Here is a 24,372-nt window from a genome sequence, read left to right on the forward strand (position 1 = left end):
CGCCCGCCTGGTCGACCGCCCGCCGACGTCCATCCCCTACACCGTCATCTCCCCCGCGACCACCTCGGCGATCTGCACGGTGTTCAGCGCCGCCCCCTTGCGCAGGTTGTCCCCGCACACGAACAGCTCCAGCGCCCGCGGGTCGTCCAGCGACCGCCGTACCCGCCCGACCCAGGTCGGGTCCGTACCGACCACGTCGGCCGGCGTCGGATACTCGCCCTGCTCCGGATCGTCGCAGACCACGACGCCCGGCGCGGAGGCCAGGATCTCGTGCGCCCCGGCGACCGTCACCTCGTTCTCGAAGCGCGCGTGCACGGTCAGCGAGTGGGTGGTGATCACGGGAACCCGTACGCAGGTCGCGCTGACCCGCAGATCGGACAGCCCCAGGATCTTCCGCGACTCGTCGCGGACCTTGAGCTCCTCCGAGGACCAGCCGTCCTCCTTCGGGGACCCGGCCCACGGCACCACGTTGAGCGCGACCGGCGCCGGGAACGGGCCGAGCGTGTCCCCCATCGCCCGCCGTACGTCGCCGGGCGAGGTGCCCAGTTCCGTACCGGACACCGCGGCGAGCTGGGACCGCAGCGTGTCGACGCCGTCCTTGCCCGCGCCCGAGACGGCCTGGTACGAGGAGACGATCAGCTCGCTGAGCCCGTACTCGGCGTGCAGGGCGCCCAGCGCGACGATCATCGACAGCGTCGTGCAGTTCGGGTTCGCGATGATGCCGCGCGGGCGGACCCGCGCCGCGTGCGCGTTGACCTCGGGGACGACCAGCGGCACGTCCGGGTCCATCCGGAACGCCGCGGAGTTGTCCACGACCACCGCGCCCTTGGCCGCGGCGATCGGCGCCCACTGCGCGGAGACCTCGTCCGGCACGTCGAACATCGCGATGTCGATGCCGTCGAAGACGTCCTCGGTCAGCGCGAGGACCTCGACCTCCTCGCCCCGCACGGTCAGCTTGCGACCGGCCGAGCGGGAGTCCCCCCTGCTCGAACGCAGCTGAGGGCTTGGGGCAGCGATCAGCCGGACCTCGCCCCAGATGTCGGCCCGCTCGGAGAGGATGCCGAGCAGCACCGAGCCGACCGCGCCGGTGGCGCCGACGACGGCCAGATGCGGCTTACGGGCCGCGCGGTCACCCGCGCGGCCCGTACCCGTCGAACCAGTCGGACCAGTGGTCATCGACCGGTGCCGCCGTACACCACGGCCTCGTCGCTCTCGCTGTCGAGACCGAAGGCGCTGTGCACGGCCTGCACGGCTTCCTTGACGTCGTCGGCGCGGGTGACGACCGAGATACGGATCTCGGACGTCGAGATCAGCTCGATGTTCACGCCCGCGTTGGACAGCGCCTCGAAGAAGGTCGCCGTCACGCCGGGGTTGGTCTTCATACCCGCGCCGACCAGCGAGATCTTGGCGATCTGGTCGTCGTAACGCAGCGAGTCGAAGCCCACCGACGCCTTGGTCTTCTCCAGCGCCGCGACGGCCTTGCGGCCCTCGTCCTTCGGCAGCGTGAAGGAGATGTCGGTCAGACCCGTCGAGGCGGCCGACACGTTCTGTACGACCATGTCGATGTTGACCTCGGAGTCCGCGATGGCACGGAAGATCGTCGCGGCCTCGCCCGGCTTGTCCGGCACGCCGACGACGGTGACCTTCGCCTCGGAGGTGTCGTGCGCGACGCCCGAGATGATCGCCTGCTCCATGGGCTGGTCCCCTTGCGGTTCGTTGCTGACCCAGGTGCCGCGCAGTCCGGAGAAGGACGAGCGGACGTGGATCGGGATGTTGTAACGGCGGGCGTACTCGACGCAGCGGTGCAGCAGCACCTTGGAACCGGAGCTGGCCAGCTCCAGCATGTCCTCGAACGAGATCCAGTCGATCTTCCGGGCCTTCTTCACGACCCGGGGGTCGGCGGTGAAGACGCCGTCCACGTCGGTGTAGATCTCGCAGACATCCGCGTCCAGCGCCGCGGCCAGCGCGACGGCGGTGGTGTCCGAGCCGCCACGGCCCAGCGTGGTGATGTCCTTCTTGTCCTGGGAGACGCCCTGGAAGCCGGCGACGATGGCGATGTTGCCCTCGTCCACGGACGTCTTGATGCGGCCCGGCGTGACATCGATGATCCGTGCCTTGTTGTGCACGGAGTCGGTGATGACACCGGCCTGGCTGCCGGTGAAGGACTGCGCCTCATGGCCGAGGTTTTTGATCGCCATCGCCAGCAAGGCCATGGAGATCCGCTCTCCGGCGGTCAGCAGCATGTCGAACTCGCGCCCCGACGGCATCGGGGACACTTCCTGAGCGAGATCGATCAGCTCGTCCGTCGTGTCGCCCATCGCGGAGACCACCACAACCACCTGGTTGCCGTTCTTCTTGGCCTCGACGATTCGCTTGGCAACGCGCTTGATGCCCTCGGCATCCGCAACGGATGAGCCGCCGTACTTCTGCACGACAAGGCCCACGTGCGCTCCTCGCAACTGTCTCTTCGGGAGTTTCCTCCCGGACCCCCGGAAACGGGGGTACTGCGGTCGGCTCAGTCTAACGAGCAGGCGGAATCCGCCTCGCCAATACCACATGGTGAGACACATTGCTCACGTCACGATCGCCCGTGGACCGGCGTGGGCGCGCCGTTGCGCCCGCTCGGCCAGCACATGCCCGCTTCTCACAAGGGCACACGGAAAGGTAAGCCAGGTCACACCCGGCCCCCGCGCCCGGCCGTCCGTACGCGTCACCGGCCGGCCGCCCGTCTCACACCTTGCGCAGCCCCAGCGGCCCGGCGATCTCCGCCGCCATGACCTTGCCGGCCTCCTCGGCGAGCCGTTCCTCGTCGCCGTCCGCCGCGTCGCTGTCCGTGTCCAGGCCGTCCAGCTCGTCCAGCGGCTGGTCCAGCCGTACGTGGGCGACCAGCGACTGCAGCGCGCGCAGCGCCGCGCTCGCCGTCGGCCCCCAGTTCGACAGGTACGAGAACTGCCACCACCACAGCGCCTCGCTGATCCGGCCCGACCGGTAGTGCGCCAGGCCGTGCCGCAGGTCCGTGATGACGTCCGCGAGGTCGTCGGAGATCCGGCACGCGACGGGCGCGCTGCGCGGTACGTACGGGTCGAAGACCTCGGAGTACACGTCCACCGGGTCCAGCAGCCGCGCGAAACGCTCCCGCAGCTCGTCGACGTCCGGCTCCGGGCCGACATCGGGCTCGTACCGCTCGTCCGGCACGATGTCCTCGTGCGCCCCCAGACGGCCGCCGGTCAGCAGCAGCTGGGAGATCTCCAGCAGCAGGAACGGCACGGCGCTGTCCGGCTCGTCGCCCTTGGCCACCTCGGTGACCGCGACGATGAAGCTCTCGATCGAGTCGGAGATCTGTACGGCGAAATCGTCCGGGTCCCGCGTCGCGTCGTGCAGCGTGGCATCAGACATCGAGAAGTCTCCTCCCTTCGAAGGCCCGCCCGAGCGTGACCTCGTCGGCATACTCCAGATCGCCCCCGACGGGCAGTCCGCTGGCCAGCCGCGTCACCCGAAGGCCCATCGGCTTGACCATGCGCGCGAGGTACGTGGCCGTGGCCTCGCCCTCCAGGTTCGGGTCGGTGGCCAGGATCAGCTCGGTGATCGTGCCGTCCGCGAGCCTGGCCAGGAGTTCCCGTATCCGCAGATCGTCGGGGCCCACGCCCTCGATCGGGCTGATCGCCCCACCGAGCACGTGGTAGCGGCCGCGGAACTCGCGGGTCCGCTCGATCGCCACGACGTCCTTGGGTTCCTCCACGACACAGATGACCGCCGGGTCGCGGCGCGGGTCCTGGCAGACCCGGCACTGCTCGTCCTGTGCGACGTTGCCGCACACGCTGCAGAACCGGACCTTCGCCTTGACCTCCATCAGCGCGTTCGCGAGCCGTCGGACATCGGTCGGCTCGGCCTGAAGAATGTGGAAGGCGATCCGCTGCGCGCTCTTGGGACCGACGCCGGGCAGTCTGCCCAGCTCGTCGATCAGATCCTGGACCACGCCTTCATACACGGAACGTCTTCTCTCTCTTCTGCCGTGCTGCGTACGCTAGTTGGCTCCTCCCCGGAAAGGGAGACCAATCACTCGAAGTCTTCAGCCTCCAACTCCTGATTCCGCTCCCGGTTCCACGACCCCGAAACCGGGAGCAAAACCTTGGTTTCGGCGCCAAAATCCAGAACCGAGGTCGGAATCAGAGGCTGGAGGGCCCGAAAATCCCTAGAAGGGAAGGCCGGGGATGCCTCCGCCGCCCAGCCCCTGGGCGAGCGGGCCGAGCTTCTCCTGCTGGAGCTGCTGGGCACTGGCGTTCGCGTCCCGTACCGCTGCCAGGACGAGATCCGCGAGGGTCTCGGCGTTCTCCTCGGCGGTACCCGCCTCGGGGTCCACCGCCTTGGGGTCGATGACCAGGCCCTGGAGCTCGCCGGAGCCGTTCACGGTCGCCTTGACCAGACCGCCTCCCGCCGAGCCCTCGACGGGGGTTTCGGCCAGCTCCTGCTGGGCCGCCGCGAGATCCTGCTGCATCTTCTGGGCCTGCTGGAGCAGCTGCTGCATGTTGGGCTGACCACCGGGGATCACTACGTGACTCCTGCCGTACGACAACGATTGGTGCGGTAGCCCGAGCCTACGTGCTCGAACGGCGCTACGCCCTACGCCGTACGAAGGAGCACGGCTGTACGCCCCGGTCACCCACGACGGCCGGTGGCCCGGCAACCGGGACGTGCGCGTGCCGACGTCCGGGGCGTGCGCGTGCCCACGCCCGGGACGTGCGCGTGCCCACGCCCGGGACGGGGCAGCAGTCGTGACGTGCCGGCGCTCGCAACGTACCGGCGCTCGCGCTCGCGACGTGCCAACGCGCACGGCTCACGGACACTCGCGACTCACCCGGCATCGGGCAGTCGCCGGCGTCGGGCAGTCGCCGGATTCGGGCAGTCGCCGGATTTGGCAGCCGCCGGCATCGGACATTCGCCGGCGTCGGGGAGGACTCGCTGCTGGCAGGACTGGCCAGTACCCGCAGGACTGGCTAGCACCCGCAGGACTCACTGGTCCCACAGGACTCGCCGACGCCCCCGGACTCACCAGCACCCGCTAATACTCGTTGTTGAACTCCTCCACCACCGTCGCCCCCAGCTCGCGGACGATCAGGTCGTGCCCGCTGAGCGCGGAATCGACGAGGTCGGGGTCGTCCTCCGCCGGCATGTCGTCCTCTATGGACACCGGCGCGGGCTCCGGCTCCCGGTAGGCGGTCTCCGCGGCGCCGCCGCCTCCGCCCCCCGAAGCCGCGGCACCGCCCCCGTAAGAACCACTGGAACCACCGGAACCGCTGTTCCCCCCACCACCGGCATGTCCAGCACCGCCACCGGCCCCGTAGCCGCCGCCACCGCCGCCTGCCGGGGCACCCGTAGGCGCCACCGCCTGCCGGGCCATCTGCGCACCCTGGCCACCGCCCGTGGCACCGCCACCGGCGTCGTACCCGGAGCCGCCGTCCTGCGCGCCGCCCCCCGGGCCGCCCTGCGCCGGAGCGCCGGAGGGCCCGCCGCCGAAGCCACCACTGTTGCCGAAGCCACCACTGTTGCCGCCGAAGCCACCGCCCTGCGGCGCGCCCCCGCCGACACCGCCGCCAGGAGGCTGGGTGCCCCCCGACGGGTCGACGATCGCCTCGACCTTCCACTGCACGTTGAACTTCTCGGCCAGCGCCTGCCGCAGCACGTCCTCACTGCCGCCGTTGGCGAAGCTGTCCCGGGCACCGGCATTCGGAAAGCCGATCTGCAGCGTCGTGCCGTCGAATCCGGCGACCTGCGCGTTCTGGCTGAGCAGGATCCACGTGAAACGTCGGCGGCCCTTCACGGCCTCCAGGATCTCCGGCCACAGCTGCCGCACCTGCGCGGCGCCCTGCGCCATGTTCCCGCCGCCCTGCGCGGCCTGCTGAGGCTGCTGTACGGGTACGGACTGGCCCGCAGCGGACGGCGCTCCGCCGCCACCCGGCCCTCCGGGTCCACCCGCCTGACCAGACTGGGCTCCGTACCCGCCAGGGCCGCCCTGCCCCGGCGCCGCGGCCGTGGGCCACCCGCCAGGCTGCCGCCCTGCCGAGCCCCCGCTCCCCTGCTGCCCAGGCCACGCACCGGGCTGCTGCGCACCGCCGCCCTGTCCACCGGACGCGTTTCCGGCCCCTTGCTGACCGGGCCACGCCCCGGGCTGCCGCTGCTCGGCCCCCTGGCCACCCTGGCCGCCTCCCTGCGCGGGCCAAGCCCCAGCCTGCGCCGACTGCTCAGCCCCCGCGCCAGTGCCCGCACCAGCGCCCGTCGCACCCGCCCCCGTGCCTGCACCTGCACCCGTGCCCGCGGCACCTGCGTTTCCGGCCCCCTGCTGACCGGGCCAGGCACCCGGCGCCGCGCCGGCCGCGGACTCGGCCGCGTAAGCCCCCTGCGCACCACCAGCAGCACCCTCAGGCACAGCCGCCCCAGAAACCCCAGCCGCACCAGCATCAGCGCCACCACCGGCAGCACCAGCACCACCCATCCCCCGCACCGCGGCGCGCGCGGCGGCAGGGCCGGCTGGCCCGGCGGGCGGTCCTGCGGGCGGCGTGACCGCATGGGCTCCCGGCCCGGGCACGTACTCGACCGTGGGCCCGCCGATCCCTGTCGCCACCGCCCCGCCGAGGCCCAGCCCGGCCGTGCTCGCCCCGCGCTCCAGGCGGTCGAGACGCGCCTGCACCGAGCGCTCGTCGTCGTACGCGGCGGGCAGCAGGACGCGCGCGCAGATCAGCTCCAGCTGGAGCCGCGGCGAGGTAGCCCCGCGCATCTCCGTCAATCCGGCATTGACCAGGTCCGCGGCCCGCGCCAGCTCCGCGCCCCCGAACACCGACGCCTGGGCCTGCATCCGCTCGACGACATCGGCGGGCGAATCGATCAGACCCTTCTCCGCCGCGTCCGGCACCGCGGCCAGGATCACCAGGTCCCGCAGCCGCTCCAGCAGATCGGCCACGAACCGCCGCGGGTCGTTCCCGCCCTCGATGACCTGGTCCACAACCTCGAAGGCCGCCGCCCCGTCACCCGCCGCGAACGCCTCCACGATCGAGTCCAGCAGCGACCCGTCGGTGTACCCGAGCAGGGCCGTGGCCATGGCATACGTCACACCCGCATCACTCGCCCCGGCGAGCAACTGGTCCATCACCGACATCGAGTCCCGCACGGACCCGGCCCCGGCCCGCACCACCAGCGGCAGCACGCCCTCGTCGACCGGAATGTCCTCCTGCCCGCACACCTGGCCCAGGTAGTCGCGCAGCGTCCCCGGCGGCACCAGGCGGAACGGGTAGTGGTGCGTACGCGACCGGATCGTCCCGATGACCTTCTCGGGCTCGGTCGTCGCGAAGATGAACTTCAGATGCTCCGGCGGCTCCTCGACCACCTTCAGCAGCGCGTTGAAGCCCGCCGACGTGACCATGTGGGCCTCGTCGATGATGTAGATCTTGTACCGGCTGCCGGCCGGCCCGAAGAACGCCTTCTCCCGCAGCTCACGCGCGTCGTCGACACCACCGTGCGAGGCGGCGTCGATCTCGATGACGTCAATGCTCCCCCGCCCGTTCCTGGCGAGATCCACACACGACTGGCACTCCCCGCACGGATCGGGAGTGGGACCCTTCTCACAGTTCAGACAGCGCGCCAGGATCCGCGCACTGGTCGTCTTGCCACAGCCACGCGGCCCGCTGAAGAGATACGCGTGGTTGACCCTGTTGTTCCGCAGGGCCTGCTGGAGCGGATCGGTCACGTGCTCTTGCCCGATGACCTGAGCGAAGGTCTCGGGACGGTAGCGGCGGTACAGCGCAAGGGACGACACGCATACGACGATATCGGCCCGCACTGACAACCGGCCCGCCCCCGATCCCGGGAACGCAAACGCCCCCCACGCACCCGCCAGAGCTCACTTACCCTTGCTGCCTTCCGGCCCTGGGGGAGTTCGGTGAGATAGCGCCACGTGAGGGGCTGCGCCCAACCCTAGCGGATCCCCCGCCCCACACACGACCCCACCCCGCTCCAAGATCCCTCCCGACCCCCTCCGCCGGATCATGTTCGCGAGCACCCCTCAACGTCTTGTATTGTTTGCGGCGGAGGATTCGCCTAGTGGCCTAGGGCGCACGCTTGGAAAGCGTGTTGGGGGCAACCCCTCACGAGTTCGAATCTCGTATCCTCCGCCAGTGCCTCACCGGGCACTACGTCGAAGGCCCCTACCGTTCGCGGTGGGGGCCTTCGTCGCGTTCTCACCCCCCGTTGTCCTGGTTTTTGTCCACAAGGGGTGTCTCCTGGGGCCCCAGATGGCTTCGGCGATCTTCCGGGCCACGTCCTTGAGCATGGCGTCCGGCACATGGAGGTAGCGCGCCCTCATGCTCGCGGAGGTGCCCGGTTCCCAACCCATGATCTGGTCAATGACGCGGTCCGGGACACCGAGCAGCATGAGCACGGTGGCGGCCGTGTGACGGGCGTCATGAAGGCGGGCGTCACGGACGCCGGCGTCTTCCAGCAGACGCTTCCAGTCGTGATAGTCCGTGTTCGGGCTCAGCGGGCCACCCAACGGCTTGGTGAACACGTAGTCCGACTCAATCCACAGGTCGCCGGCCGCCTTGCGTTCGATCTCCTGCTCCCCAGCGTGCAGGCGCAGCATCTCGACCAGAGGCCCCGGCAGGGGGACCGCACGGCGCCCCGCCCTTGACTTCGTGTTCTTGGTTTCGCGCCGCACCTGTTTCCGTACCGGGCAATATCCGGCTTTCCGGCCGCAGGGCGCGGCCTCCGAGCATCCATGCTCGTACTTCGGACGCAACCGGTTTCGGCGCAGTTTCAGGTACTCGTTGTCCAGGTCGACGTCAGCCCAGCGCAGCCCCAACGTCTCACCCTGCCGCAGTCCGAGTGCCAGAGCCAGCATCCACCGGGCGCTGTTCCGTCGCTTCTTGGCTTGGAGCAGGAGACGCTGCACCTCTTCAACGGAGTAGGGCTCAACCTCGGATTCGTCCTCTTCCATCCGTGGCGGCTTCGCCAGCGCGGCGGCGTTCTTCGCCGCGTAGCCGCGCCGTACGGCCTCCCCCAGAGCGGTTCGGGCGGTGCGGTGAGCCTGATGAGCCGTTCCGGCCTTGCGTGCCCCGTTCGCCTGCATACGGCGGTACAGGCTCTCCAGGTGCTCAGGCTGCAAGCGGTCAAGGCGGTGCTTGCCGATACCAGGCACCAGGTGGACACGAACAGCAACCTCGTACCCGTCATACGTGTTTTCGCTGACGGTCGGCTTGGCGATGTTCTCAACCCAGTGCCAAAGCCACTTCTCGACCGTCCACGGCTTCCCCGGGCGGCGTGCCGAACCCTGGTCGCGCTGCTTCTCCAGCCTCCGGACTTCTTCGACCAGTTCCTCACGCGTGGAACGGGTCGTGTGCCTGCGGTACGGCTCTCCGTTGTCCTTGTAACCCATCGGCACGCGCGTGTGCCAACGTCCGTCCTTGCCGAAGTAGATGGCCGTTTCACCGTTGGCGCGGCGGGTGCGCTTCTTCTCATCTGCCACAGGCAGACTCCTGTTCAGTGCGTCGGGATGGTGCCGGGGCGGCGGGCTGTCCTGTCCGGGAGTGCCGCCGCCCCGGGAGTGGTCAAGCTGCTCGTTGGGCCGCGCGTCGACGGGCGACGTACGCGGCGGGGGCGTCCGCGGGGACGCGTCGGAGGCGGCCGATGTCGATGGACTCCAGCTCTCCGGTGCGGATGAGGGCGAAGCATGTGGTCCGGCCGATGCGGAGTCGGCGGGCGGCCTCTTCCACCGTGAGGAGAACCAGCGTCGTGTCGTCGTCAGCGGTGGGTGTGACGGTGCCGTGTTCGTCCAAGGCTCACTCCTGTACGACTCAGTTCGTGGGCAGGTGCCGGGGACTTGGGGGGGGGCCGATAGCGAGAGTCCGCGTCTGTCCGAGGTGCGGATTTCTGCGTCACCTGCGTCATCTGCGTCATCCGTGGCTCTGACCAGCCATTTCGGGGTGACGCAGGACTCTGAGAGCGCGTCACCGGTGACGAAGAGCTTCGTCACCGGTGACGCAGATGACGCGGGGTGACGCAGCGATCGGCCGTCTGCGTCACCCCTGTTCCGGCTGGTCACGCACCGTTTGCGGGGCGTGGGTGACGCAGGTGACGCAGCGTCTTTCTACTTCGGACAGAGAGGGGTGGTGTCTGTTGTGATGCGCGGCTCGGAGCGTGAAGAAGGAGCCGCTTCGCGGCGCGACCTTCGCAGGGCGGCGGAGCCGCCGAACAGCAAGAGGAGCACGCGTTGCCGGGTGCTCCTCTTGCTTGTCCGGGCGGCCGTGGTGCCGCGCGGTCAGAAGGCCGCTTCCTGCTCGGGCGGAGACGGTGCGGCGGTCGGCCGCGCGATCTCGATGTAGCGGGAGGTCTTGGTGCGTCCCCAGTCGATGAGGACGCCCCGGGCCGCGAGGGTGGGCTGCAGGCGCTTGAGACGGTCCGAGAGCACCTTGCCGGTGGTCGGCCACCCTTTAGGCAGGGGGCGGAAGTCCTCGCCCGTGTAGAGGCCCGTGAGGCAGTGCAGCCATTCGGCGGACGTCATCCGCTGCTCGGCGCCCGGGGCGATGCCGGCGGCGTGCTTGAGCACGGTCTGCGCCAACAGGTCGCCCTCGATGACGTCGTCGTTGAGGTCGTCCAGGCTGGCCCGGTAGGCGGCGAGCGCCCCCAGACCGGTGGCCGCGTCGAGCTGCGCGCACAGGTGCGCGAAGTCGGCCATGCGCAGGTCGGTCGGGATGTCCGCCTCCGCCGCCCGCACCTGCACCGTGAGGTCCAGGAGCGAGCCGAGGATGACGGGCAGCACCTCGGCGAAGTCCGACCACAGTTCCGCCTCGGTGCGCCGCACGCGGGGGCGCTCCAGCCGCAGGGGCAAGAGCCGTTCGGCAAGGTCGGGCCGGATCACGCCCACATCGATGCCGGTCAGCAACAGGGGACGACGGTAGCCGACGCGGAACACGTCCCCGTCGGTGAACAGGGCCCGCTTAACGTTCTCCGCGCCGGTCACGATGCAGCACATCGCATCGGACAACTCCGGGGTCATGTGGGAGAGGTTGTCCAGGGCGGTGACCCATCCGGCCGCCACCGCCGTGATCAGGTTCTCCTCATCCTTCGGGGCCCGGCGCAGGTCCCCGGTCATGCCCTCGATGATCCGTACGAGCATCCGGCCCCCGGTGGACTTGCCCGCGCCCTGCGGGCCGGTCAGGAACGGGGCCGGGACGGGCACGGCCGGGCCCAGGCAGCCGATCAGCCACGCGATGGCCAGGCACTCCGTCTCGGCGGTGGCGAAGTTGCACAGCCGCATCAGCAGGTCGATGCCCTTGCCGTCGGTGTCCTTCACCGGCAGGGGCAGTTCCCCGGTGAGCTGGGTACGCCGCCAGGACACTTCCCGCGGGTCCGGGGTGCGGATGTCCCACCCGGTGGGGTGGATACGTACGGACTGCCCGTCGGCGCGGCCCAGGTCCAGCCACGTGGCCCCGTCGAATCCGGGGGCGACGCGGATGTGCACGGGCTGCACGTCCTCGGTCAGCGCCAGCGCTTCGATCAGGTCGAGCGCCTCTTTCATGGCGGTGCCGTTGAACACGCCCGCACCGTCGCGGAACAGGCCCACCATGAGTTCTTGGCGGTGGCTGCCGGTGGTGCCTTGGGAGCGGATCGGGCGGGCCACGGGGTGGCCGTTCCGCTGTGCGTACACGGTCCCGTCGGCGGTGCGGAAGTAGCGGAAGTGGGCTTGGGCGTAGTCGGTGATGATCTCGCGGGCCGGTGTCTTGTCGTCCTCGGACACGGCTACACCCCCAGGGCGGTGCGGGCGTTGGCCCACGCATCAGCGCAGTGCCGCGGGGACTCGCCCTTGGCCTGCGCGGCGGTGAACAGCCGCGCCACGTGGCCGTCGGTCAGGCAGCCGCACCGGCCGTGCACGGACAGCACCGCCAAGAACGTGCGATACACGGTCGTGTGGACCGCACAGGTGGCCTCGGTGATGCGCTGCACGGCCATGGCGATGCCGCGTTCCAGGTAGGCGGGCGTGCGATGCGGGCACGCCCCGCCGCCGGCGGGTGCGGGCACGGTCCGGACCGTGGCGGGCTTCTTCGCGGTCAGCGCGCGCACGGCGTCGGGCAGATCGGTCAGGGTGCCGGTCCCGGGGCCGAGCCACCGTGCGTAAGACATGAGCGACTTGAGGTCGACGCCCGGACGTACAGCGTTCGCGGACTGCATCGCGCCCCGGTAGATCCAGTGCTCCCCGCGCGTCGTCGGCACGGTCCGGGTGGCCGGCAGGGTCCGGCGGGCCCAGGCGACGGCCGCCGCGTTGTCCAGGTCGACCACCGTCAGCCCCGCCCCGCCGGGGTGGTAGCCGACGCAGACGGCTTGTCGCCATACCGCCGTCCAGGCCGCAGAGGCGATGACGCACGGGTCGGTGGTGGCGGCGGCCCAGGCGTGGCAGATGCCGGGGCACCGGCAGGGGCCCGCAGTCTTCATGTTCGGCCGGCCGCCGCAGGCGTTCTTGGCGCAGGTGCGGCAGTTGCCGAACGGTACCTTTCCCGCCCGCAGCGGCAGCACCGGCACACCGGCCCCCGCGAGGCCCAGCGCGGCACGCAGCAGATCATGCGCGCTCATGCCGCCCTCCCCGGCGCCCGGAAAACGCGGCCGGGATACGGCTCGCCGGAACGAGGTGGGTTGAGTCATGCTGGAGGTCTCCTGTTTCTGTCGAAGGGACGGAGAACCGGGGCGGTCGCGGTCTTTGGCGAGAGGCGACCGCCCCAGCCACGTCTAGGCGTGGAAGTGGTTGCGCTTGATGACGGCCTTGCGGATGTTGACCGTGGTTCCGCCGCTGTGGCCGCTCGTGCGGAAGACCTGCGTGGCGATCCAGCCGCCGAAGATGACGGCGGCGAGGATGATGAGCTTCGCGACCAGCGCGGTCAGGGCGGCGATGAACGAGGTGAGCAGCAGCAGACCGCCGCAGGCGGCGAGGAAGCCGACGCCCCCGAGGGCGACGTTCACCGCTGCGCGGGAGACGGCCGGCTTGGCGGCGAGCGGTTCGGGCTGGGCCGGTTCGATGGCGTAGCCGGTGACGATCCGGCCGTCCGGCAGGACCACGCTCGACACCGCCGGGACCGTGCCCGGCTGCATGGGTACGAGTGGTGCCGGCGTCATGGCGGCGGGGGTGATGGGGGTGGGCCGGTGGACCTTCACGGCCTGCTCGTCGGCCCCGAGGCGGGCGGGTTCGGGGTACATGCGGAATCCCTTCACGGGGGCGGGCGGGGAGGCAGAGACATCCCCTGCGGGGGTGCGTCTGGAGGGGGTTTCAGGGGTGCTGACCTGCGCGCCTCCCCGCCTCCCCGAAGCGGTGTTTTCGCTGATCAGCTCGGGGGAGGCGGTCCGGGGAGGCGGTTGGGGAGTTCTCCCCGTCTCCCCGGACCGGGAGGCGCTGCCTCCCCGGATCAGGAGACGGAAGCGGAATCGTCGTCCGCGCGGTCGGCGAGCGCGGCGTGAACGGCGTCGCGGCGTACGACCATGCGGCCGTGCGACTTGTACGGCTCCACCCCGTCCGCCTCCAGGACGCGCTTGAGGTCGGCGAAGGTCCACGAGCCGTAGGCGTCCGCGTTCAGCAGCGACAGCCGCTTGAGGATGTCGGCGGTCAGCGGGCGCTCGACATCGCCGATGGCGTCGGCGATGTCGGCCAGCGGATCACGCTCCTCGCCGCGCTCGACGGCGTGCAGCGTGGTCACGCCGTCGCGCAGCGCCTTGGCCCGGTCGGTGATGGCCACGGCCGCCTCATCATCGATGTAGTGCGTGCGCACGGTGAGGGATGACTGCCCGGCGGGGATGGTGATGCCGTCGGAGGCGACGACCAGGGTTCCCCGGTCCAGGCCCGGACGCAGCAGGTTGGGGGCGGCGCCGCCGTCGACGGCCTTGTCCCCCAGCGCCATGCGCGCCTGCGACTCCGTACCCAGCGCGAGGGAAGCCCGGGTGTGGGCCCCTTCGCGGACCAGCTTGGGCAGGTTCTCGTTGGTCGGGTCCTGAGTGCCCTGCCACATCAGCACGTTCACGGCACGCCCCTGGTTGTGGATCTTGCGGACGGCCATGAAGTACCGGGAGTTGGCCTTGGCGCCGCCGTAGGGACGCTTGTCCTCGTCCTTGGCCGGGCACATGAACGCCACCTGCGCCTCGTCCACCAGCACGATCAGCGGCGGGAAGACGGTGCCGGGAGGCGCCTGGATACGGCGGTTCATCTCGTCCACCGCGCCCTCGACCATCTCGGTGACCTGGATGACGTGCTCATCCGTCGGGCCCTGGATGAGGGTGGTGGCGAGCCCGTCGAACATGGCCCAGTCGCCCACGCCCTTCAGGTCGCCCATGAGGAACTGCACCGACCTGTCGAGCGCCAGCCACAGCGCCAGCGAACGCAGCGCCACGGTCTTGCCCTGGTTCGACAGACCCGTGATGAGCAGGTGCCGTTGGTAGAGGCTCAGGGCGGCGGCGTCCCCGCGCAGGTCCTGACCCCACGGCGCGCGGCCCTTGGCGTAGTCGGCGGTCAGCGTCTCGTCGGTGACCAGCGGGGACGGGCCGATCGGCTCGTCCAGGGCGCCGGAGTCGGCGATCCACAGCCGCACCGTACGGGCAGCCTGCGGGATGGTGATGAACACCTCGTGCTCGTGCCGGGTCAGGTTCTCCGCCAGCTTCCGGCGGCGCCCCTGCACCTCCACCGTCGACACCCCGGACGGCAGGGTCACATCGACTTCCACGCCGCATCCGGCGATGGTGATCGGTCCCAGCATGGAGGCGCCGGCGTCGCCCATTTCCTTGATGGCGTTGCGCAGCGCCGGAACCCCCAGGTCCCGCAGCGCCTTGACCACGATGGACGGGGTGATCGGCTCGCCCTCACCGGAGCGGGCGTTGGCGGGCAGCGCCCACTGGGGGGCGGCCTGCTGCTTACGGCCGACCGACCACAGCGCCAGCAGGGCCAGCAGCGGCCCGACCGTGAGCGCCGGGCCCCACACGATGCGCACGATGCGGATCAGCAGGGCGATGAAGTCGACCGTCGCCGACAGCGGCGTGATCACATCTCCGACGTGCTTGGTGTTCAGGGCCATGACGACGCCGAGCGCGACCAGCACGCCGATGCTCATGCCGGCGCCGACGGCGACGCCCTTGACGGCCTCCACCGGGGAGTGCAGCAGGTCCATGCGCCGGTGATGGCGGGCGGCGCGGAAGCGCTGCAACCGCTCCTCCCACTCCTCGGCCGCCTCCAGGTTCCCCGCGGCCTCGGCGGCGCGCAGCATCCGCTCGTAGCGGGCGCCGGTGCGGCCGTCCCAGGTGCGGCGGGCCACGATCCGCCCGCCGTTGACCGTGTAGAGGCCGTGCCGGGCCGCCGCGCGGACCGCCGCCCGTGTCCTGTCGTGGGTGACGGCCGTCTTGATCGCGTGCCCGGAGCGCACCCACAGCGGCACCGGGGGTGCCGGCGGCGCGTCCGGTACGACGGTCAGGGTGGTCACCGGCTCGTTCTCGTCGGGCAGAGGGGCGGGCTTGTGGAGCTGGACGACGTTCTCAGACATGCTGGAGCTCTCCTGACTGCCCCATCGGGGCGGGAGTAAGGGAGAGCCGGGGTGGCCGTGTCCGTGCAAAGAGGCGGCCACCCCGGCCAGTGAGCGAAAGGGGCCGGTCACCACCAGCCGGAGGACTTCTTCGCGGCCCTGGCGCGGGCCGCCTCGGTGATCAGGCGCTGCCGCTCGCCGTGCAGGGCGGTCAGCTCCGCGGTCAGCCGCATCTCGGCGGCGGACCCGGCCGCGTCCATCTGCTCCTCGGCGCCGCTGGTGTCGCGGCCGCGGGCGTAGCGGTAGGACCCGGCCGCCAGCGCGCGGGCCATGGCCCGGCGCTCACGCCCGTTCAGCGGCCACCGCTCCCCCCGGCGGAGGGCTTCGAGCTTCTTCGTCGTCGCCCGGATCTCACGGTCCAGGCGGCGGATGTCGGCGTTGCCCATCTCAAGTGCTCCCATCGGACCCATGCGGGCCGGGGTCGGCGCACGGCACGCAGGTGCCGAGCGAGGCGGGAATGACGTAGCCGGCATCCCGCCGGCAGCCGGGGCAGGTGCGGCGGGCACGCATCGCGGCGTCCAGCGCCGCCCGTCGGCCCGGCGTCATCGGCCTCACCGGCCGGGCCAGGTCGATGCGGTAGAGGTAGGCGACCAGCGGGCCCCGGCGGCGACGCGGGCGTTCGAGCTGCGCGGCCACCGGCTGACCGCCGGGCCGCAAGCCCCGGGCGCGGAGTTGGCGGCGGGTGGCGTAGCCGTCCGGGGCCAGGCGCCACCGGAAGACCGGCAGCGCCGCCATCAGGCGACCACGCGCTTCCAGGCGGCCCGCAGGCGGACCTCGGAGGCGGAGTGGCCGGCGGCGCGGAAGCGGGCGGCCAACTCGCGGTAGGACAGGGCCGGGACTTCGCTGTGCCGGATCTGGTCGACCAGCGCGTCCAGCGCCTCGTCGGTAAGCGCGGGCGCCGCCCCCGGCGCGAGCGCCGGCACCGGTTCGGTGGGGCCCCACACCGGCAGGTCCCAGCGGGGCGTGACACCGGGCGTGACAGGGGTCGTCACGCAGGTCAGCGCCCGTGCGGTGTCCTCGCCGTCGCGGGCCGTCTCCAGCGTCGACCACGCCTTGGAGAGGGTCTGTGCGGTCTTGGCCTGGACGCGTGCGACGCGGGCCCCAGCCTGCGTCACAGCCGTCAGCCGGGTCTCCTCGGTGACGGCTTGCGCCCGCAGCCGGGCGCGGGCCACGGCCGCCTCGTCGCGGGCTTCCTGCTGGATGCCGCGGATCGCTCCCAGCGCGCCCGGGGTGAGCGCGGTGCGCTCCCACAGGCCGTGCACCAGCCACAGTGCCTTGGCCGCAACCGGCAGCCATGCCACCGCCAGCCACGCCCCGGCGGGCTCCTCGGCGGTGAGCGCGTGGGCGACCAGGACGCCGGCTGCCAACAGGCCGAAGCACCAGCCGACGGCGGTCACCGCGCGGTTGTGGTCGCCCTGTGCGGCAAGGCGGCGTTCGTAGGCGAGGGTGGCCAGCCATCCGCCGTCGATGCCCAGGGCGACGGGCCACGGCACGGCCGTGCCCAGCCACATCACGACCACAGCCAGGGTGAGCACCATGGACACCGTCGTCATCGCCACGGCGGGAAGCACGGTCTTGGCCTTCATGCCGGCACCCCCGCTCGGGTCCGCACGGTGACGGCCGCGATCAGCAGGACCGGCGTGCTGTCGTCGTCGGGGTCAGCGCTGTCCTCGGTCCACGCCCACTCGGCACCGGGCCGCACCTCGTACCCGAGAGCGGCCAGCACCTCCCGCCGCTCAGCCACGGTCGGCACCGGACCCGCCTCAATCGCAGCGGTCGGCCAGTCGGCAGACCCCGGCACCACGACGTACAGGCGCCACGGTCCGCCGTCGCTCGACATCTGCGCCGTCAGCACGCTCATGCCGCCTCCCCCGCTTCCGGGAGGGCGGTGCGGGCGGCGCGCAGGAACGGCACGGTGCGGGTCAGGGCGTCGGCGTACAGGGCGTCCCAGGCGGCGATCTCGTCGCCGTTCTCGCCCATCGCCCGCAGGTCCGCGGCGATGTCGCGGGCCGCGTCCTCGCGGGCGCGGCGCTCGTCGGCCGTCTCCGGCCGCAGCGGGCCGCGGAACAGCTCGACGTCCAGGCCGGTCGGCCGCTCGTCGAAGCCGAACGCCAGCTCTTCGAGCTCGGTCTGGTTCACGAGCTGGTGATGGCCGATGTAGTTACGCATGGCAGAATTCCTGACATCGAAGGGATGCCGGGGCGGTCGCGGTCTTTGGCGAGAGGCGACCACCCCGGAAGACGAGAGTTGGCCCGCGGATGCGGGCCGGGTGCTAGCTGATCTGGACGTAGCCGCTGGTCACCCGGCGGCGGACGTTCAGGTGCGAGGCACCGGTGATGCGCGCGCACCCCGAGGTGGCGCTGACCGTCAGACGGCCGCTGGCCTGCGCCGTCGCGGCCATCTGGACGTTGCCGGAGGTGAGGTTCAGCCGGGCGGCGTGACCGCTGTACGCGCCGATGCTGAGGTTGCCGGAGGTCAGGTTCGCATCCAGCGGGCCGGTGACCTCGTGCACGATGACGCTGCCGCTGGTGACCGTGGCGTCCAGGTCACCAACCCGTTCCGCGGTCAGGGCCCCGGAGGTGCCGTCGTACTCCAGCCGGGCGAGCGTGCCCGTCACCACGGTGTCGGCGGTGTGCGTGCTGATCAGCGCAACCGACTTCGCGGGCAGGTGGACGGTGGCGGTGATGGGGGTGACCGCGTCGCCGGCCGGGCCGGTGGCGGTGACCTCGCGACCGTTGATGAAGACCCTGCCGCCGCTGTTGCCGGAGACGTAGACGTTGCCGCCGACGATCTGCACGCCGTTGCCGCCGGAGAACGTCATCGTGCTGCCGCCCATCCGGATGGTGGTGCCGCCCATGGCGCCGGCGATGTCCGGGACGCGGACCTTGAGGTTCTGCCCGTTCAGGCTCACGGCGGTGTCGCGGATCGCGTCGGCCGACGGGCCGGAGATGGCCTCGGTCGTCAGCACCACCCGCGCCTGCGTCAGCGCAGGGTCGACGGCGATGCGGATGCTGCCGGCGTTCATCGTCAGGTCCAGGGCGATCGGACCGAAGGTGTCGACGGGGATCGTGCGCTCGGTCATGGAAGAACTCCAGGTGTCGATGGGACGGTGAAGCGCCGGGGCGGTCGCGGTCCTTGGCGAGAGGCGACCGCCCCGAAGAAAACCCAGACCGCGAGTGCGGCGGGCGGTGGAGCGCTGGTGAATGCGTGCGCGGCTCCCCTCAGCGCTGCTCGTACGAGACGAGCAGCGGAGGCAACCGGCCGCAGCGGGAGAGCTGCGGAAAGGTCAGGTGGCGCTGTAGCGGCGAAGGTGGGGCACGCTCAGGCGTTGAAGGTGATGCCGTGGCTGCCGCCGGTGATGTGCACACCATCCACGCCCTCGTCACGGACGTTGGTGTTGTCGTACTTCGTGCCGGTGCTGGTGTTCTCGTACGTGTCACCGTCACCGGTGTGCACGGCGCCGGTGACGCCGTTGATGAAGGTGTTGTTGTCCTCGTTGCGCTTGCCCATGACAGCTCCTGTTGTTGTCCCGGCCGAACCGGACCGTCCGACCACCGCACCCCGCACGCACACAGCGTGTGGAGCACGGCGGCCGGAGGGTCAGGCGGCGGACTGCTGCGGTGTCCAGGGCAGCGGCAGCGCGTCATCGGCGACGCGCGGCACCACGTGAATGTGCAGGTGGAACACGGTCTGCGTGGCCTCAGCGCCCTTGGAGGTGATGAGGTTCAGCGAGCCGCCGACGCTGGCGGCGTACTCGGCGGCGCGGGTCATGGTCGCGCCGGTCACCGCGGGGTTCTCGGTCGCGTCGGCGACATGCACGGCCGGAATGACCAGGACATGGCCATCGGTGACCGGGCCGAGCGGCACGATCGCAATCGCGTCGTCCCAGCGGGCCACCACCGTGGCTGGCGCCTCGTCGGCGACGATGCGGCAGAAGATGCAGTTCGTGGAGCACTTCGACATGACGGAATCTCCTGTGGAGTCGGAAAGTGCAAGTCAGATGAGGTGGCACGAGCAGACGCGGCACCCCGCCGCCCGGCGTCGCCTGTGTGGCGGCCGGACGGAAGGGGCCGTGAGCACTGGCCGCTCAACCGCGCGGGAAGTTGGGGTGCGCGGGGGTGACGCGGCGGGCATGGCCTGCGCCGTGCCGGTCCAGCACGGGCGGCGCCCAGAACGTTCGTCGCATCGGAACCTCCCAGGTAGGAGGGGCAGTTGCGGGGTGTCTCCTTCGGGAACACGAGCTCCCGTTTCAGGCGTATGGAGACGTGACCTTTCGGTCTAGCCCTCCGGTTGACCAGGGGTCCGGGTCCCTCGGCCCGCTCTGTCCCGGGCCCCTTCGCGCACCACTGGCGGGAGCGACTCCCGCCATCTGGTGCGCACCAGTAGAGAACCATCTGGTGCGCACCAAAGTCAAGGGCATCCGCCGGATCGATCGGCGACCGCCCTCGGTGGCGCACCTCTAGAAGACCGGCCCAGATCAGTGATCCGGTAGCCAACAGGGCTTAACTCCGGCACTGTTAACCTCTGTTGACCTGCGGAAATATGCGGCATCCTGTGAAGGTCAATTACTTGCCCACGCCGGACGGTGAGCAGTGAGCACAGGACTTCGAAGCGCGCGATCTGCCCGAGGTTGGTCTCAGGAACGCCTCATCCGCGAGATCGAGCTGTACGCCCGAAAGCACGTCCTTGATGTCGCGTCGACAGCGAGCCTGCGCGTCTACGTCTCCGAGTGGGAGAACGGCAAGCGCGCCATATCCGACCGCTATGCGGCCATCCTCCGGCCACTTCTCGGAACGACGGACGCAGAGTTGAGGGATGCCCCGGCCCCCGCAGCGCCGGCCGTGGCCGACGGGTACGACGAACTTCTGCTCCGCATCGACTCTGCGACCAGCGTCAGCCCATCCATGGTCAAGGCGTTCTACGACCAGACGGAGCTATTCCGAACGATGGATCGAGAGAAGGGAGCCAGCCGCCTTATCGACCAGATGGCGGAACACCTGCGCACGCTCGAAGAAGCTCTGAACTTCGCGGTATTGCCAAGCACTCGCCAACCCGTGGCTCTCGCTCTGGCTGGCGCGTCCACGCTCGCAGCATGGCAGGCGCTCGATTCAGGAGCCGTCGAACGCGCATGGAGACACTACGAGCTCGCCAAGAGGGCCGCACGCGACGCCGACGCCCCGATGTACCTCGCCCACGCGATGGCAGAGCAGGCGTACGTACTGAGCGAGGCCGGGCGGTCCGCACTCGGCGTCTCCCTCGTTCGCGACGCACAGAACACCCTCGGGCAAGCCGGTTCACCCAGAATCCGGGCATGGCTACATGCCGCCGAAGCCGAGCTCTGTGCTCGTGCCGACATGCCCGACGATGCCCGCCGCGCACTTGACGCGGCAGACGCGACGATCCCGGCCGGGGAGGACGACCGTGACCCGGACATGCTGAGCATCTTCCTGAACGGTGCCCACCTCACGCGGTGGCGCGGGAACGTCCTGGCCATGCTGGGCGACGGCGAGGCGGTGGGCAGCCTGTACGAAGCTCTCGGCACCGCAGACCCAACGTTCGTGCGCGCGAAAGCAGGGCTGCACTGCGATCTAGTGCAAGCGCACCTGGCCCGTGCCGAGTACGACGACGCACAGACGCACCTGCGGCAGGCGCGCCTGCTCGCGAGCCGCACAGGGTCCGTGCGGCAACGCCGTCGTGTCGATCTCCTCAGTTCGAGGCTGTAGGACTTTGCTTCCGGCGGCTCGCCAGGATGTGGAGCAGTGCCACGAGCGTGCCGGAACCCATGAGGTCACCACGAGCCATCAGCGCGGGGATGTCCGCCAACGGAACCCATTCGATGTGGCCGGCCTCTTCGAGATCCGTGGGCGAGCCGACGCGCTCGGCCCCATGCGCAACGAAGATGTCGTGCGGTGAGTCGACCATGCCCACCATGGGTTGGTAGGTGACGACATGCTCCACAGACTTCGGGCGCCAGCCGGTTTCTTCCTCGACTTCCCGGACCGCCGTATCGGCCGAGCTTTCCCCCTCGTCCACGATCCCGCCGGGGAGCTCCCACCCGAACCGCTTGGGCACGAAGCGGTACCGCCACATCATGAGCACGCGGTCCTGGTCGTCCAACACAGCGACGATGGCCACGTGGTGAAGCCTCACGACGTGGTGCTCGAAGCGCTTCACGCCGGGCGGCTCAACGTCCCACAGGTCGAGTTTCACCCAGCGGTTGTCATAGACGGTCCGCTCACCGTGGATGCGCCAGGGCTCCAGCCCTTCCGGGGTCTCTACGCTCACGCCACCGGGCACGCGGTACGAGCTCCGACCGCGCACTTCAAGGGCACCCTCAGACACCAACCGAGCCAGCACCTGTCGGAGGGCAGTACGGCCAATGCCAAGCTGCTCCACGAGAGCACGCTCAGACGGCAGCTTGTCGCCAGGAGCAAGCTTGCCGGCCGCAAGCCACTCGTGAATCGTCTCGTAGACCTTGGTCGTCTTCGGTCCCATCCGGGGCACACCCTCCCTCTTGAGGTGGTGCGTACCAGCGTAACGGTCAGGGTTCACCCTGTGTCTCCCTCGTTGCGTCCAGTCCGCTCGTTGTCCTGACGGTCGTCTCCGTTCGTCGCACTTCGTCTGACCTGCCGCCCCCCACGAACTCATGGCCGCGCCATGCCGGAAGGCGACTTCAATGCGACGTGACGCCCAGGTGGGGCGCCGGCTGACCAGCTGGGCAAAGTGATCGCAGTTGGGCTCAGGCTCTGCCAAAGTGTGGCTACTGGGCCGACTTGGCCCTGACCGGCAGTAAAGGCAGGAGAGTTATGGCATACGAGGATGACCTCGAGTGGGACGATGTCGATGGCGAGGCTGACGACACCTCAGAGTCCGTCAGCTCAGAGGACGTCACACGCGCTGTTGTCACGGATACGGACTGGACCGCAGAAACCATCCTGAGTCAGCTGCGACGCGGGAACATTCAACTCAACCCTCGCTTCCAGCGGCGCGATGCCTGGACGAAACCCAGGAAGAGCCGATTCATCGAATCTCTCATCCTAGGCTTGCCTATCCCACAGATCGTTCTCGCGGAGGATAAGAATAGGCGCGGCAAGTTCATCGTTCTGGATGGGAAGCAACGGCTGCTCGCGTTGCGCCAATTCGCAGCAGGTTCTTCCTTTTCCGTATCAGACAGCGAGGAAGACTTTAAGGGCTTTTCCCTCACCGGCCTTGAGGTGCGCGAGGATCTGCGCCTCGCGACCTTGAAAAAGATGGAGAAGAACGACGAATACCTGGACGACCTGAACGCTTTTCTCAATGAAACGATCAGGACGGTCGTGGTCAGGCGCTGGCCGAATGAAGATTTCCTCAATCTGGTCTTCCTGCGATTGAACACGGGCAGCGTCAAGCTGTCGCCTCAGGAACTGCGTCAAGCCCTACACCCCGGCCCGTTCACTGACTATCTCGATGACGCCGCCTCTGGGAGTAAGTGGCTTCGTACGGCACTTCGAAACGAGAAGCCTGACTTCCGCATGCGGGACGTGGAGGTACTGCTCCGTTACTTCGGATTCCACTTTATGCTTGAGATGTACACGGGAAACCTCAAGAAGTTTCTCGACGACACAGTCAATTACCTAAATGCCGAGTGGGATAACAACGAGGAAGAGATCAGGGATTTCGGCACTGCATGCGATCGAGCAATCGAAACGACCTTCGAAATCTTCGGGGACAACGCGTTCTATCGATGGTCGAGCACTCGCTACGAGGGGCGCTTTAATCGCGCCGTGTTCGACATCATGACCTACTATTTCACCGAGGAGTCGATCGCCAAGCGGGCGGTGGAGCGAAAAGGCGCAGTTGAGGAGGCCTTCCAGGCCCTGTGTGACACGAACCCCAAGTTCGTAGAGTCAATTCAGACGACTACGAAGACCCCCTCTGCCACCCACCGCAGGTTGTCTCTTTGGGGCCAAGAACTAGCAGAGGCCATAGAGACGAAAATCGGCATTCCAACCCTGCAAAACAACCGGATTGCAGTTTAAAAGGCGATCATGATGACTTCCCTTCGGTTTCAGGAGTTGGAGACTCGGGTCGCGGATCTGGAGAAGTATTTAATCCCCTCTCCGTTCGACCCCATGGGGAGCTACGACGATGTCGTCTATGAACAGACACGAGCATTTCGGGTGCTCGTCCATGCAGAGTTCGAAGCGTTCATTGAAGACCGCGTCATTGAGGTAGTGAACGCAGCATTCTCTCGGTGGGAATATTCTGGAGCAATCTCCACAAGCCTTCTCTCCGTTGTGACCTACAAAGAGTCTTTCCACGCCATACCGGAATCTCTATCGGACGCCTCACAGAAGAAGAAGTACCCGGACTTGAAGACTAGGGTTGAGGCTGCAAAAAATGAGTTCAATCGGTACGTCAGAACCAAAAATCACGGCATAAAGGAGAAGAACGTTCTTCGACTGCTGATGCCTATAGGCGTCACCGAGAATGAAATAGACCCCGTGTGGCTCAACCTGACCGAAACTTGGGCAACGGCCCGGGGGGAGGTCGCACACAAATCGGCAAAGATGCAGGTCCGCCCAGACCCACAGAAAGAAGTTAAAACTGTGAGACAGGTGCTTGCCGGGTTTCGTGACGTGGACATTCTAATGACCAGGAAATAACGCCCGTCGACATGAACCGCCTCGGGCTGACTTCGAGGCGGTTACTGACCTTCAAAGCGTGATGTCTCAGGGGCTGACATTTGGTGGTCGCGGCGGTATGCCGTCTGCATGAGGTATGCGCAGGGTGGTGGGCTGAC

At 69.2% G+C, this 24,372-nt stretch carries 23 protein-coding genes, 1 tRNA gene, 1 other RNA gene and 1 pseudogene; 4 read left to right on the forward strand and 22 right to left on the reverse strand.

What is annotated here, in order from left to right:
* Positions 1 to 36: 36 nt before the first annotated feature.
* The 7 genes from ACFV57_RS36360 to ffs form a co-directional block, all read right to left on the reverse strand.
* On the reverse strand, positions 37 to 1,176 hold the full coding sequence (locus tag ACFV57_RS36360; RefSeq protein ID WP_385241369.1) for an aspartate-semialdehyde dehydrogenase: 1,140 nt from the start codon (positions 1,174 to 1,176) through the stop codon (positions 37 to 39).
* Positions 1,173 to 2,444: an aspartate kinase gene (locus ACFV57_RS36365; protein ID WP_003984653.1), complete on the reverse strand. Its 1,272-nt coding sequence runs from the start codon at positions 2,442 to 2,444 to the stop codon at positions 1,173 to 1,175. Before ACFV57_RS36365 ends, ACFV57_RS36360 begins: the two co-directional genes overlap by 4 nt.
* 286 nt (positions 2,445 to 2,730) lie before the next feature.
* The gene (locus ACFV57_RS36370; RefSeq protein ID WP_385241372.1) at positions 2,731 to 3,396 is read right to left on the reverse strand and encodes a DUF5063 domain-containing protein; all 666 of its coding nucleotides are present in this window, start codon (positions 3,394 to 3,396) and stop codon (positions 2,731 to 2,733) included.
* Positions 3,389 to 3,988: a recombination mediator RecR gene (gene recR, locus ACFV57_RS36375; protein WP_360140410.1), complete on the reverse strand. Its 600-nt coding sequence runs from the start codon at positions 3,986 to 3,988 to the stop codon at positions 3,389 to 3,391. The genes ACFV57_RS36370 and recR overlap by 8 nt, the downstream gene beginning before the upstream one ends.
* 204 nt (positions 3,989 to 4,192) lie before the next feature.
* The gene (locus ACFV57_RS36380; RefSeq protein ID WP_106968753.1) at positions 4,193 to 4,549 is read right to left on the reverse strand and encodes a YbaB/EbfC family nucleoid-associated protein; all 357 of its coding nucleotides are present in this window, start codon (positions 4,547 to 4,549) and stop codon (positions 4,193 to 4,195) included.
* Positions 4,550 to 5,059: 510 nt separating this feature from the next.
* A complete protein-coding gene (locus ACFV57_RS36385; RefSeq protein WP_385241376.1) occupies positions 5,060 to 7,807 on the reverse strand; it encodes a DNA polymerase III subunit gamma and tau in 2,748 nt (915 codons plus the stop codon).
* Between the two features lie 52 nt (positions 7,808 to 7,859).
* Positions 7,860 to 7,958: signal recognition particle sRNA small type (gene ffs / locus ACFV57_RS36390), an RNA gene on the reverse strand.
* A gap of 119 nt (positions 7,959 to 8,077) precedes the next feature.
* Here ffs and ACFV57_RS36395 point away from each other — a divergent pair.
* Positions 8,078 to 8,165 (forward strand) — tRNA-Ser (locus tag ACFV57_RS36395).
* 63 nt (positions 8,166 to 8,228) lie between these two features.
* Here ACFV57_RS36395 and ACFV57_RS36400 read toward each other — a convergent pair.
* From ACFV57_RS36400 to ACFV57_RS36465, 14 genes and pseudogenes are all read right to left on the reverse strand, one after another.
* Positions 8,229 to 9,511 (reverse strand): annotated as a pseudogene (locus ACFV57_RS36400) (tyrosine-type recombinase/integrase).
* Positions 9,512 to 9,593: 82 nt separating this feature from the next.
* Entirely contained in the window at positions 9,594 to 9,821 is a 228-nt protein-coding gene (locus tag ACFV57_RS36405; RefSeq protein WP_385241379.1) for a helix-turn-helix domain-containing protein, read from the reverse strand.
* 482 nt (positions 9,822 to 10,303) lie between these two features.
* Complete coding sequence (locus tag ACFV57_RS36410) at positions 10,304 to 11,782, reverse strand: ATP-binding protein (RefSeq protein ID WP_385241382.1); 1,479 nt, start codon at positions 11,780 to 11,782, stop codon at positions 10,304 to 10,306.
* Between the two features lie 2 nt (positions 11,783 to 11,784).
* Complete coding sequence (locus ACFV57_RS36415; RefSeq protein WP_385241385.1) at positions 11,785 to 12,612, reverse strand: bifunctional DNA primase/polymerase; 828 nt, start codon at positions 12,610 to 12,612, stop codon at positions 11,785 to 11,787.
* A gap of 153 nt (positions 12,613 to 12,765) precedes the next feature.
* A complete protein-coding gene (locus ACFV57_RS36420) occupies positions 12,766 to 13,230 on the reverse strand; it encodes a hypothetical protein (RefSeq protein ID WP_385241388.1) in 465 nt (154 codons plus the stop codon).
* A gap of 206 nt (positions 13,231 to 13,436) precedes the next feature.
* A complete protein-coding gene (locus ACFV57_RS36425; protein WP_385241391.1) occupies positions 13,437 to 15,551 on the reverse strand; it encodes an FtsK/SpoIIIE domain-containing protein in 2,115 nt (704 codons plus the stop codon).
* Between the two features lie 107 nt (positions 15,552 to 15,658).
* On the reverse strand, positions 15,659 to 15,976 hold the full coding sequence (locus ACFV57_RS36430) for a hypothetical protein (protein ID WP_385241427.1): 318 nt from the start codon (positions 15,974 to 15,976) through the stop codon (positions 15,659 to 15,661).
* Between the two features lies 1 nt (position 15,977).
* Positions 15,978 to 16,325, reverse strand: a complete 348-nt coding sequence (locus ACFV57_RS36435; protein WP_385241393.1) for an RRQRL motif-containing zinc-binding protein — start codon at positions 16,323 to 16,325, stop codon at positions 15,978 to 15,980.
* Positions 16,325 to 17,176, reverse strand: coding sequence for a protein spdB (locus tag ACFV57_RS36440; protein ID WP_385241395.1), 852 nt, complete (start codon positions 17,174 to 17,176; stop codon positions 16,325 to 16,327). The genes ACFV57_RS36435 and ACFV57_RS36440 overlap by 1 nt, the downstream gene beginning before the upstream one ends.
* The gene (locus ACFV57_RS36445) at positions 17,173 to 17,451 is read right to left on the reverse strand and encodes a DUF6303 family protein (RefSeq protein WP_385241398.1); all 279 of its coding nucleotides are present in this window, start codon (positions 17,449 to 17,451) and stop codon (positions 17,173 to 17,175) included. The genes ACFV57_RS36440 and ACFV57_RS36445 overlap by 4 nt, the downstream gene beginning before the upstream one ends.
* Positions 17,448 to 17,759 carry a hypothetical protein gene (locus tag ACFV57_RS36450; protein WP_385241401.1) on the reverse strand — a complete coding sequence of 104 codons (312 nt, stop codon included), beginning with the start codon at positions 17,757 to 17,759 and terminating at the stop codon, positions 17,448 to 17,450. Before ACFV57_RS36450 ends, ACFV57_RS36445 begins: the two co-directional genes overlap by 4 nt.
* A 103-nt stretch (positions 17,760 to 17,862) precedes the next feature.
* Positions 17,863 to 18,672: a DUF4097 family beta strand repeat-containing protein gene (locus ACFV57_RS36455; protein WP_385241403.1), complete on the reverse strand. Its 810-nt coding sequence runs from the start codon at positions 18,670 to 18,672 to the stop codon at positions 17,863 to 17,865.
* 239 nt (positions 18,673 to 18,911) lie between these two features.
* Positions 18,912 to 19,100: a hypothetical protein gene (locus ACFV57_RS36460; RefSeq protein ID WP_385241406.1), complete on the reverse strand. Its 189-nt coding sequence runs from the start codon at positions 19,098 to 19,100 to the stop codon at positions 18,912 to 18,914.
* 90 nt (positions 19,101 to 19,190) lie between these two features.
* The gene (locus ACFV57_RS36465) at positions 19,191 to 19,553 is read right to left on the reverse strand and encodes an HIT family protein (RefSeq protein WP_385241409.1); all 363 of its coding nucleotides are present in this window, start codon (positions 19,551 to 19,553) and stop codon (positions 19,191 to 19,193) included.
* A gap of 629 nt (positions 19,554 to 20,182) precedes the next feature.
* On the opposite strand from ACFV57_RS36465, the gene ACFV57_RS36470 reads away from it, so the two are divergent.
* Complete coding sequence (locus tag ACFV57_RS36470) at positions 20,183 to 21,313, forward strand: XRE family transcriptional regulator (protein WP_385241412.1); 1,131 nt, start codon at positions 20,183 to 20,185, stop codon at positions 21,311 to 21,313.
* On the opposite strand, the gene ACFV57_RS36475 is transcribed toward ACFV57_RS36470, so the two are convergent.
* Positions 21,297 to 22,085, reverse strand: a complete 789-nt coding sequence (locus tag ACFV57_RS36475; RefSeq protein ID WP_385241415.1) for an NUDIX domain-containing protein — start codon at positions 22,083 to 22,085, stop codon at positions 21,297 to 21,299. The genes ACFV57_RS36470 and ACFV57_RS36475 overlap by 17 nt on opposite strands.
* A 311-nt stretch (positions 22,086 to 22,396) precedes the next feature.
* Here ACFV57_RS36475 and ACFV57_RS36480 point away from each other — a divergent pair, with 311 nt between their 5' ends.
* Both ACFV57_RS36480 and ACFV57_RS36485 read left to right on the forward strand, forming a co-directional pair.
* On the forward strand, positions 22,397 to 23,608 hold the full coding sequence (locus ACFV57_RS36480) for a DUF262 domain-containing protein (RefSeq protein WP_385241418.1): 1,212 nt from the start codon (positions 22,397 to 22,399) through the stop codon (positions 23,606 to 23,608).
* A gap of 9 nt (positions 23,609 to 23,617) precedes the next feature.
* Positions 23,618 to 24,235 carry a HEPN domain-containing protein gene (locus ACFV57_RS36485; RefSeq protein WP_385241421.1) on the forward strand — a complete coding sequence of 206 codons (618 nt, stop codon included), beginning with the start codon at positions 23,618 to 23,620 and terminating at the stop codon, positions 24,233 to 24,235.
* Positions 24,236 to 24,372: the final 137 nt, after the last annotated feature.

Origin of the sequence: Streptomyces sp. NPDC059788 (assembly GCF_042732265.1) — a bacterium.
Classification (GTDB): domain Bacteria; phylum Actinomycetota; class Actinomycetes; order Streptomycetales; family Streptomycetaceae; genus Streptomyces.

Excerpts from the sequence above, each read along its gene's own strand:
- ACFV57_RS36460 (WP_385241406.1), bottom strand. The coding sequence starts at position 19,100 with ATGGGCAAGCGCAACGAGGACAACAACACCTTCATCAACGGCGTCACC.
- ACFV57_RS36465 (WP_385241409.1), bottom strand. The coding sequence starts at position 19,553 with ATGTCGAAGTGCTCCACGAACTGCATCTTCTGCCGCATCGTCGCCGAC.
- ACFV57_RS36485 (WP_385241421.1), top strand. The coding sequence starts at position 23,618 with ATGATGACTTCCCTTCGGTTTCAGGAGTTGGAGACTCGGGTCGCGGAT.
- ACFV57_RS36430 (WP_385241427.1), bottom strand. The coding sequence starts at position 15,976 with ATGGGCAACGCCGACATCCGCCGCCTGGACCGTGAGATCCGGGCGACG.
- ACFV57_RS36360 (WP_385241369.1), bottom strand. The coding sequence starts at position 1,176 with ATGACCACTGGTCCGACTGGTTCGACGGGTACGGGCCGCGCGGGTGAC.
- ACFV57_RS36455 (WP_385241403.1), bottom strand. The coding sequence starts at position 18,672 with ATGACCGAGCGCACGATCCCCGTCGACACCTTCGGTCCGATCGCCCTG.
- ACFV57_RS36420 (WP_385241388.1), bottom strand. The coding sequence starts at position 13,230 with ATGTACCCCGAACCCGCCCGCCTCGGGGCCGACGAGCAGGCCGTGAAG.
- ACFV57_RS36445 (WP_385241398.1), bottom strand. The coding sequence starts at position 17,451 with ATGAGCGTGCTGACGGCGCAGATGTCGAGCGACGGCGGACCGTGGCGC.
- ACFV57_RS36440 (WP_385241395.1), bottom strand. The coding sequence starts at position 17,176 with ATGAAGGCCAAGACCGTGCTTCCCGCCGTGGCGATGACGACGGTGTCC.
- ACFV57_RS36415 (WP_385241385.1), bottom strand. The coding sequence starts at position 12,612 with ATGAGCGCGCATGATCTGCTGCGTGCCGCGCTGGGCCTCGCGGGGGCC.
- ACFV57_RS36480 (WP_385241418.1), top strand. The coding sequence starts at position 22,397 with ATGGCATACGAGGATGACCTCGAGTGGGACGATGTCGATGGCGAGGCT.
- ACFV57_RS36435 (WP_385241393.1), bottom strand. The coding sequence starts at position 16,325 with ATGGCGGCGCTGCCGGTCTTCCGGTGGCGCCTGGCCCCGGACGGCTAC.
- ACFV57_RS36370 (WP_385241372.1), bottom strand. The coding sequence starts at position 3,396 with ATGTCTGATGCCACGCTGCACGACGCGACGCGGGACCCGGACGATTTC.
- ACFV57_RS36475 (WP_385241415.1), bottom strand. The coding sequence starts at position 22,085 with ATGGGACCGAAGACGACCAAGGTCTACGAGACGATTCACGAGTGGCTT.
- ACFV57_RS36425 (WP_385241391.1), bottom strand. The coding sequence starts at position 15,551 with ATGTCTGAGAACGTCGTCCAGCTCCACAAGCCCGCCCCTCTGCCCGAC.
- ACFV57_RS36450 (WP_385241401.1), bottom strand. The coding sequence starts at position 17,759 with ATGCGTAACTACATCGGCCATCACCAGCTCGTGAACCAGACCGAGCTC.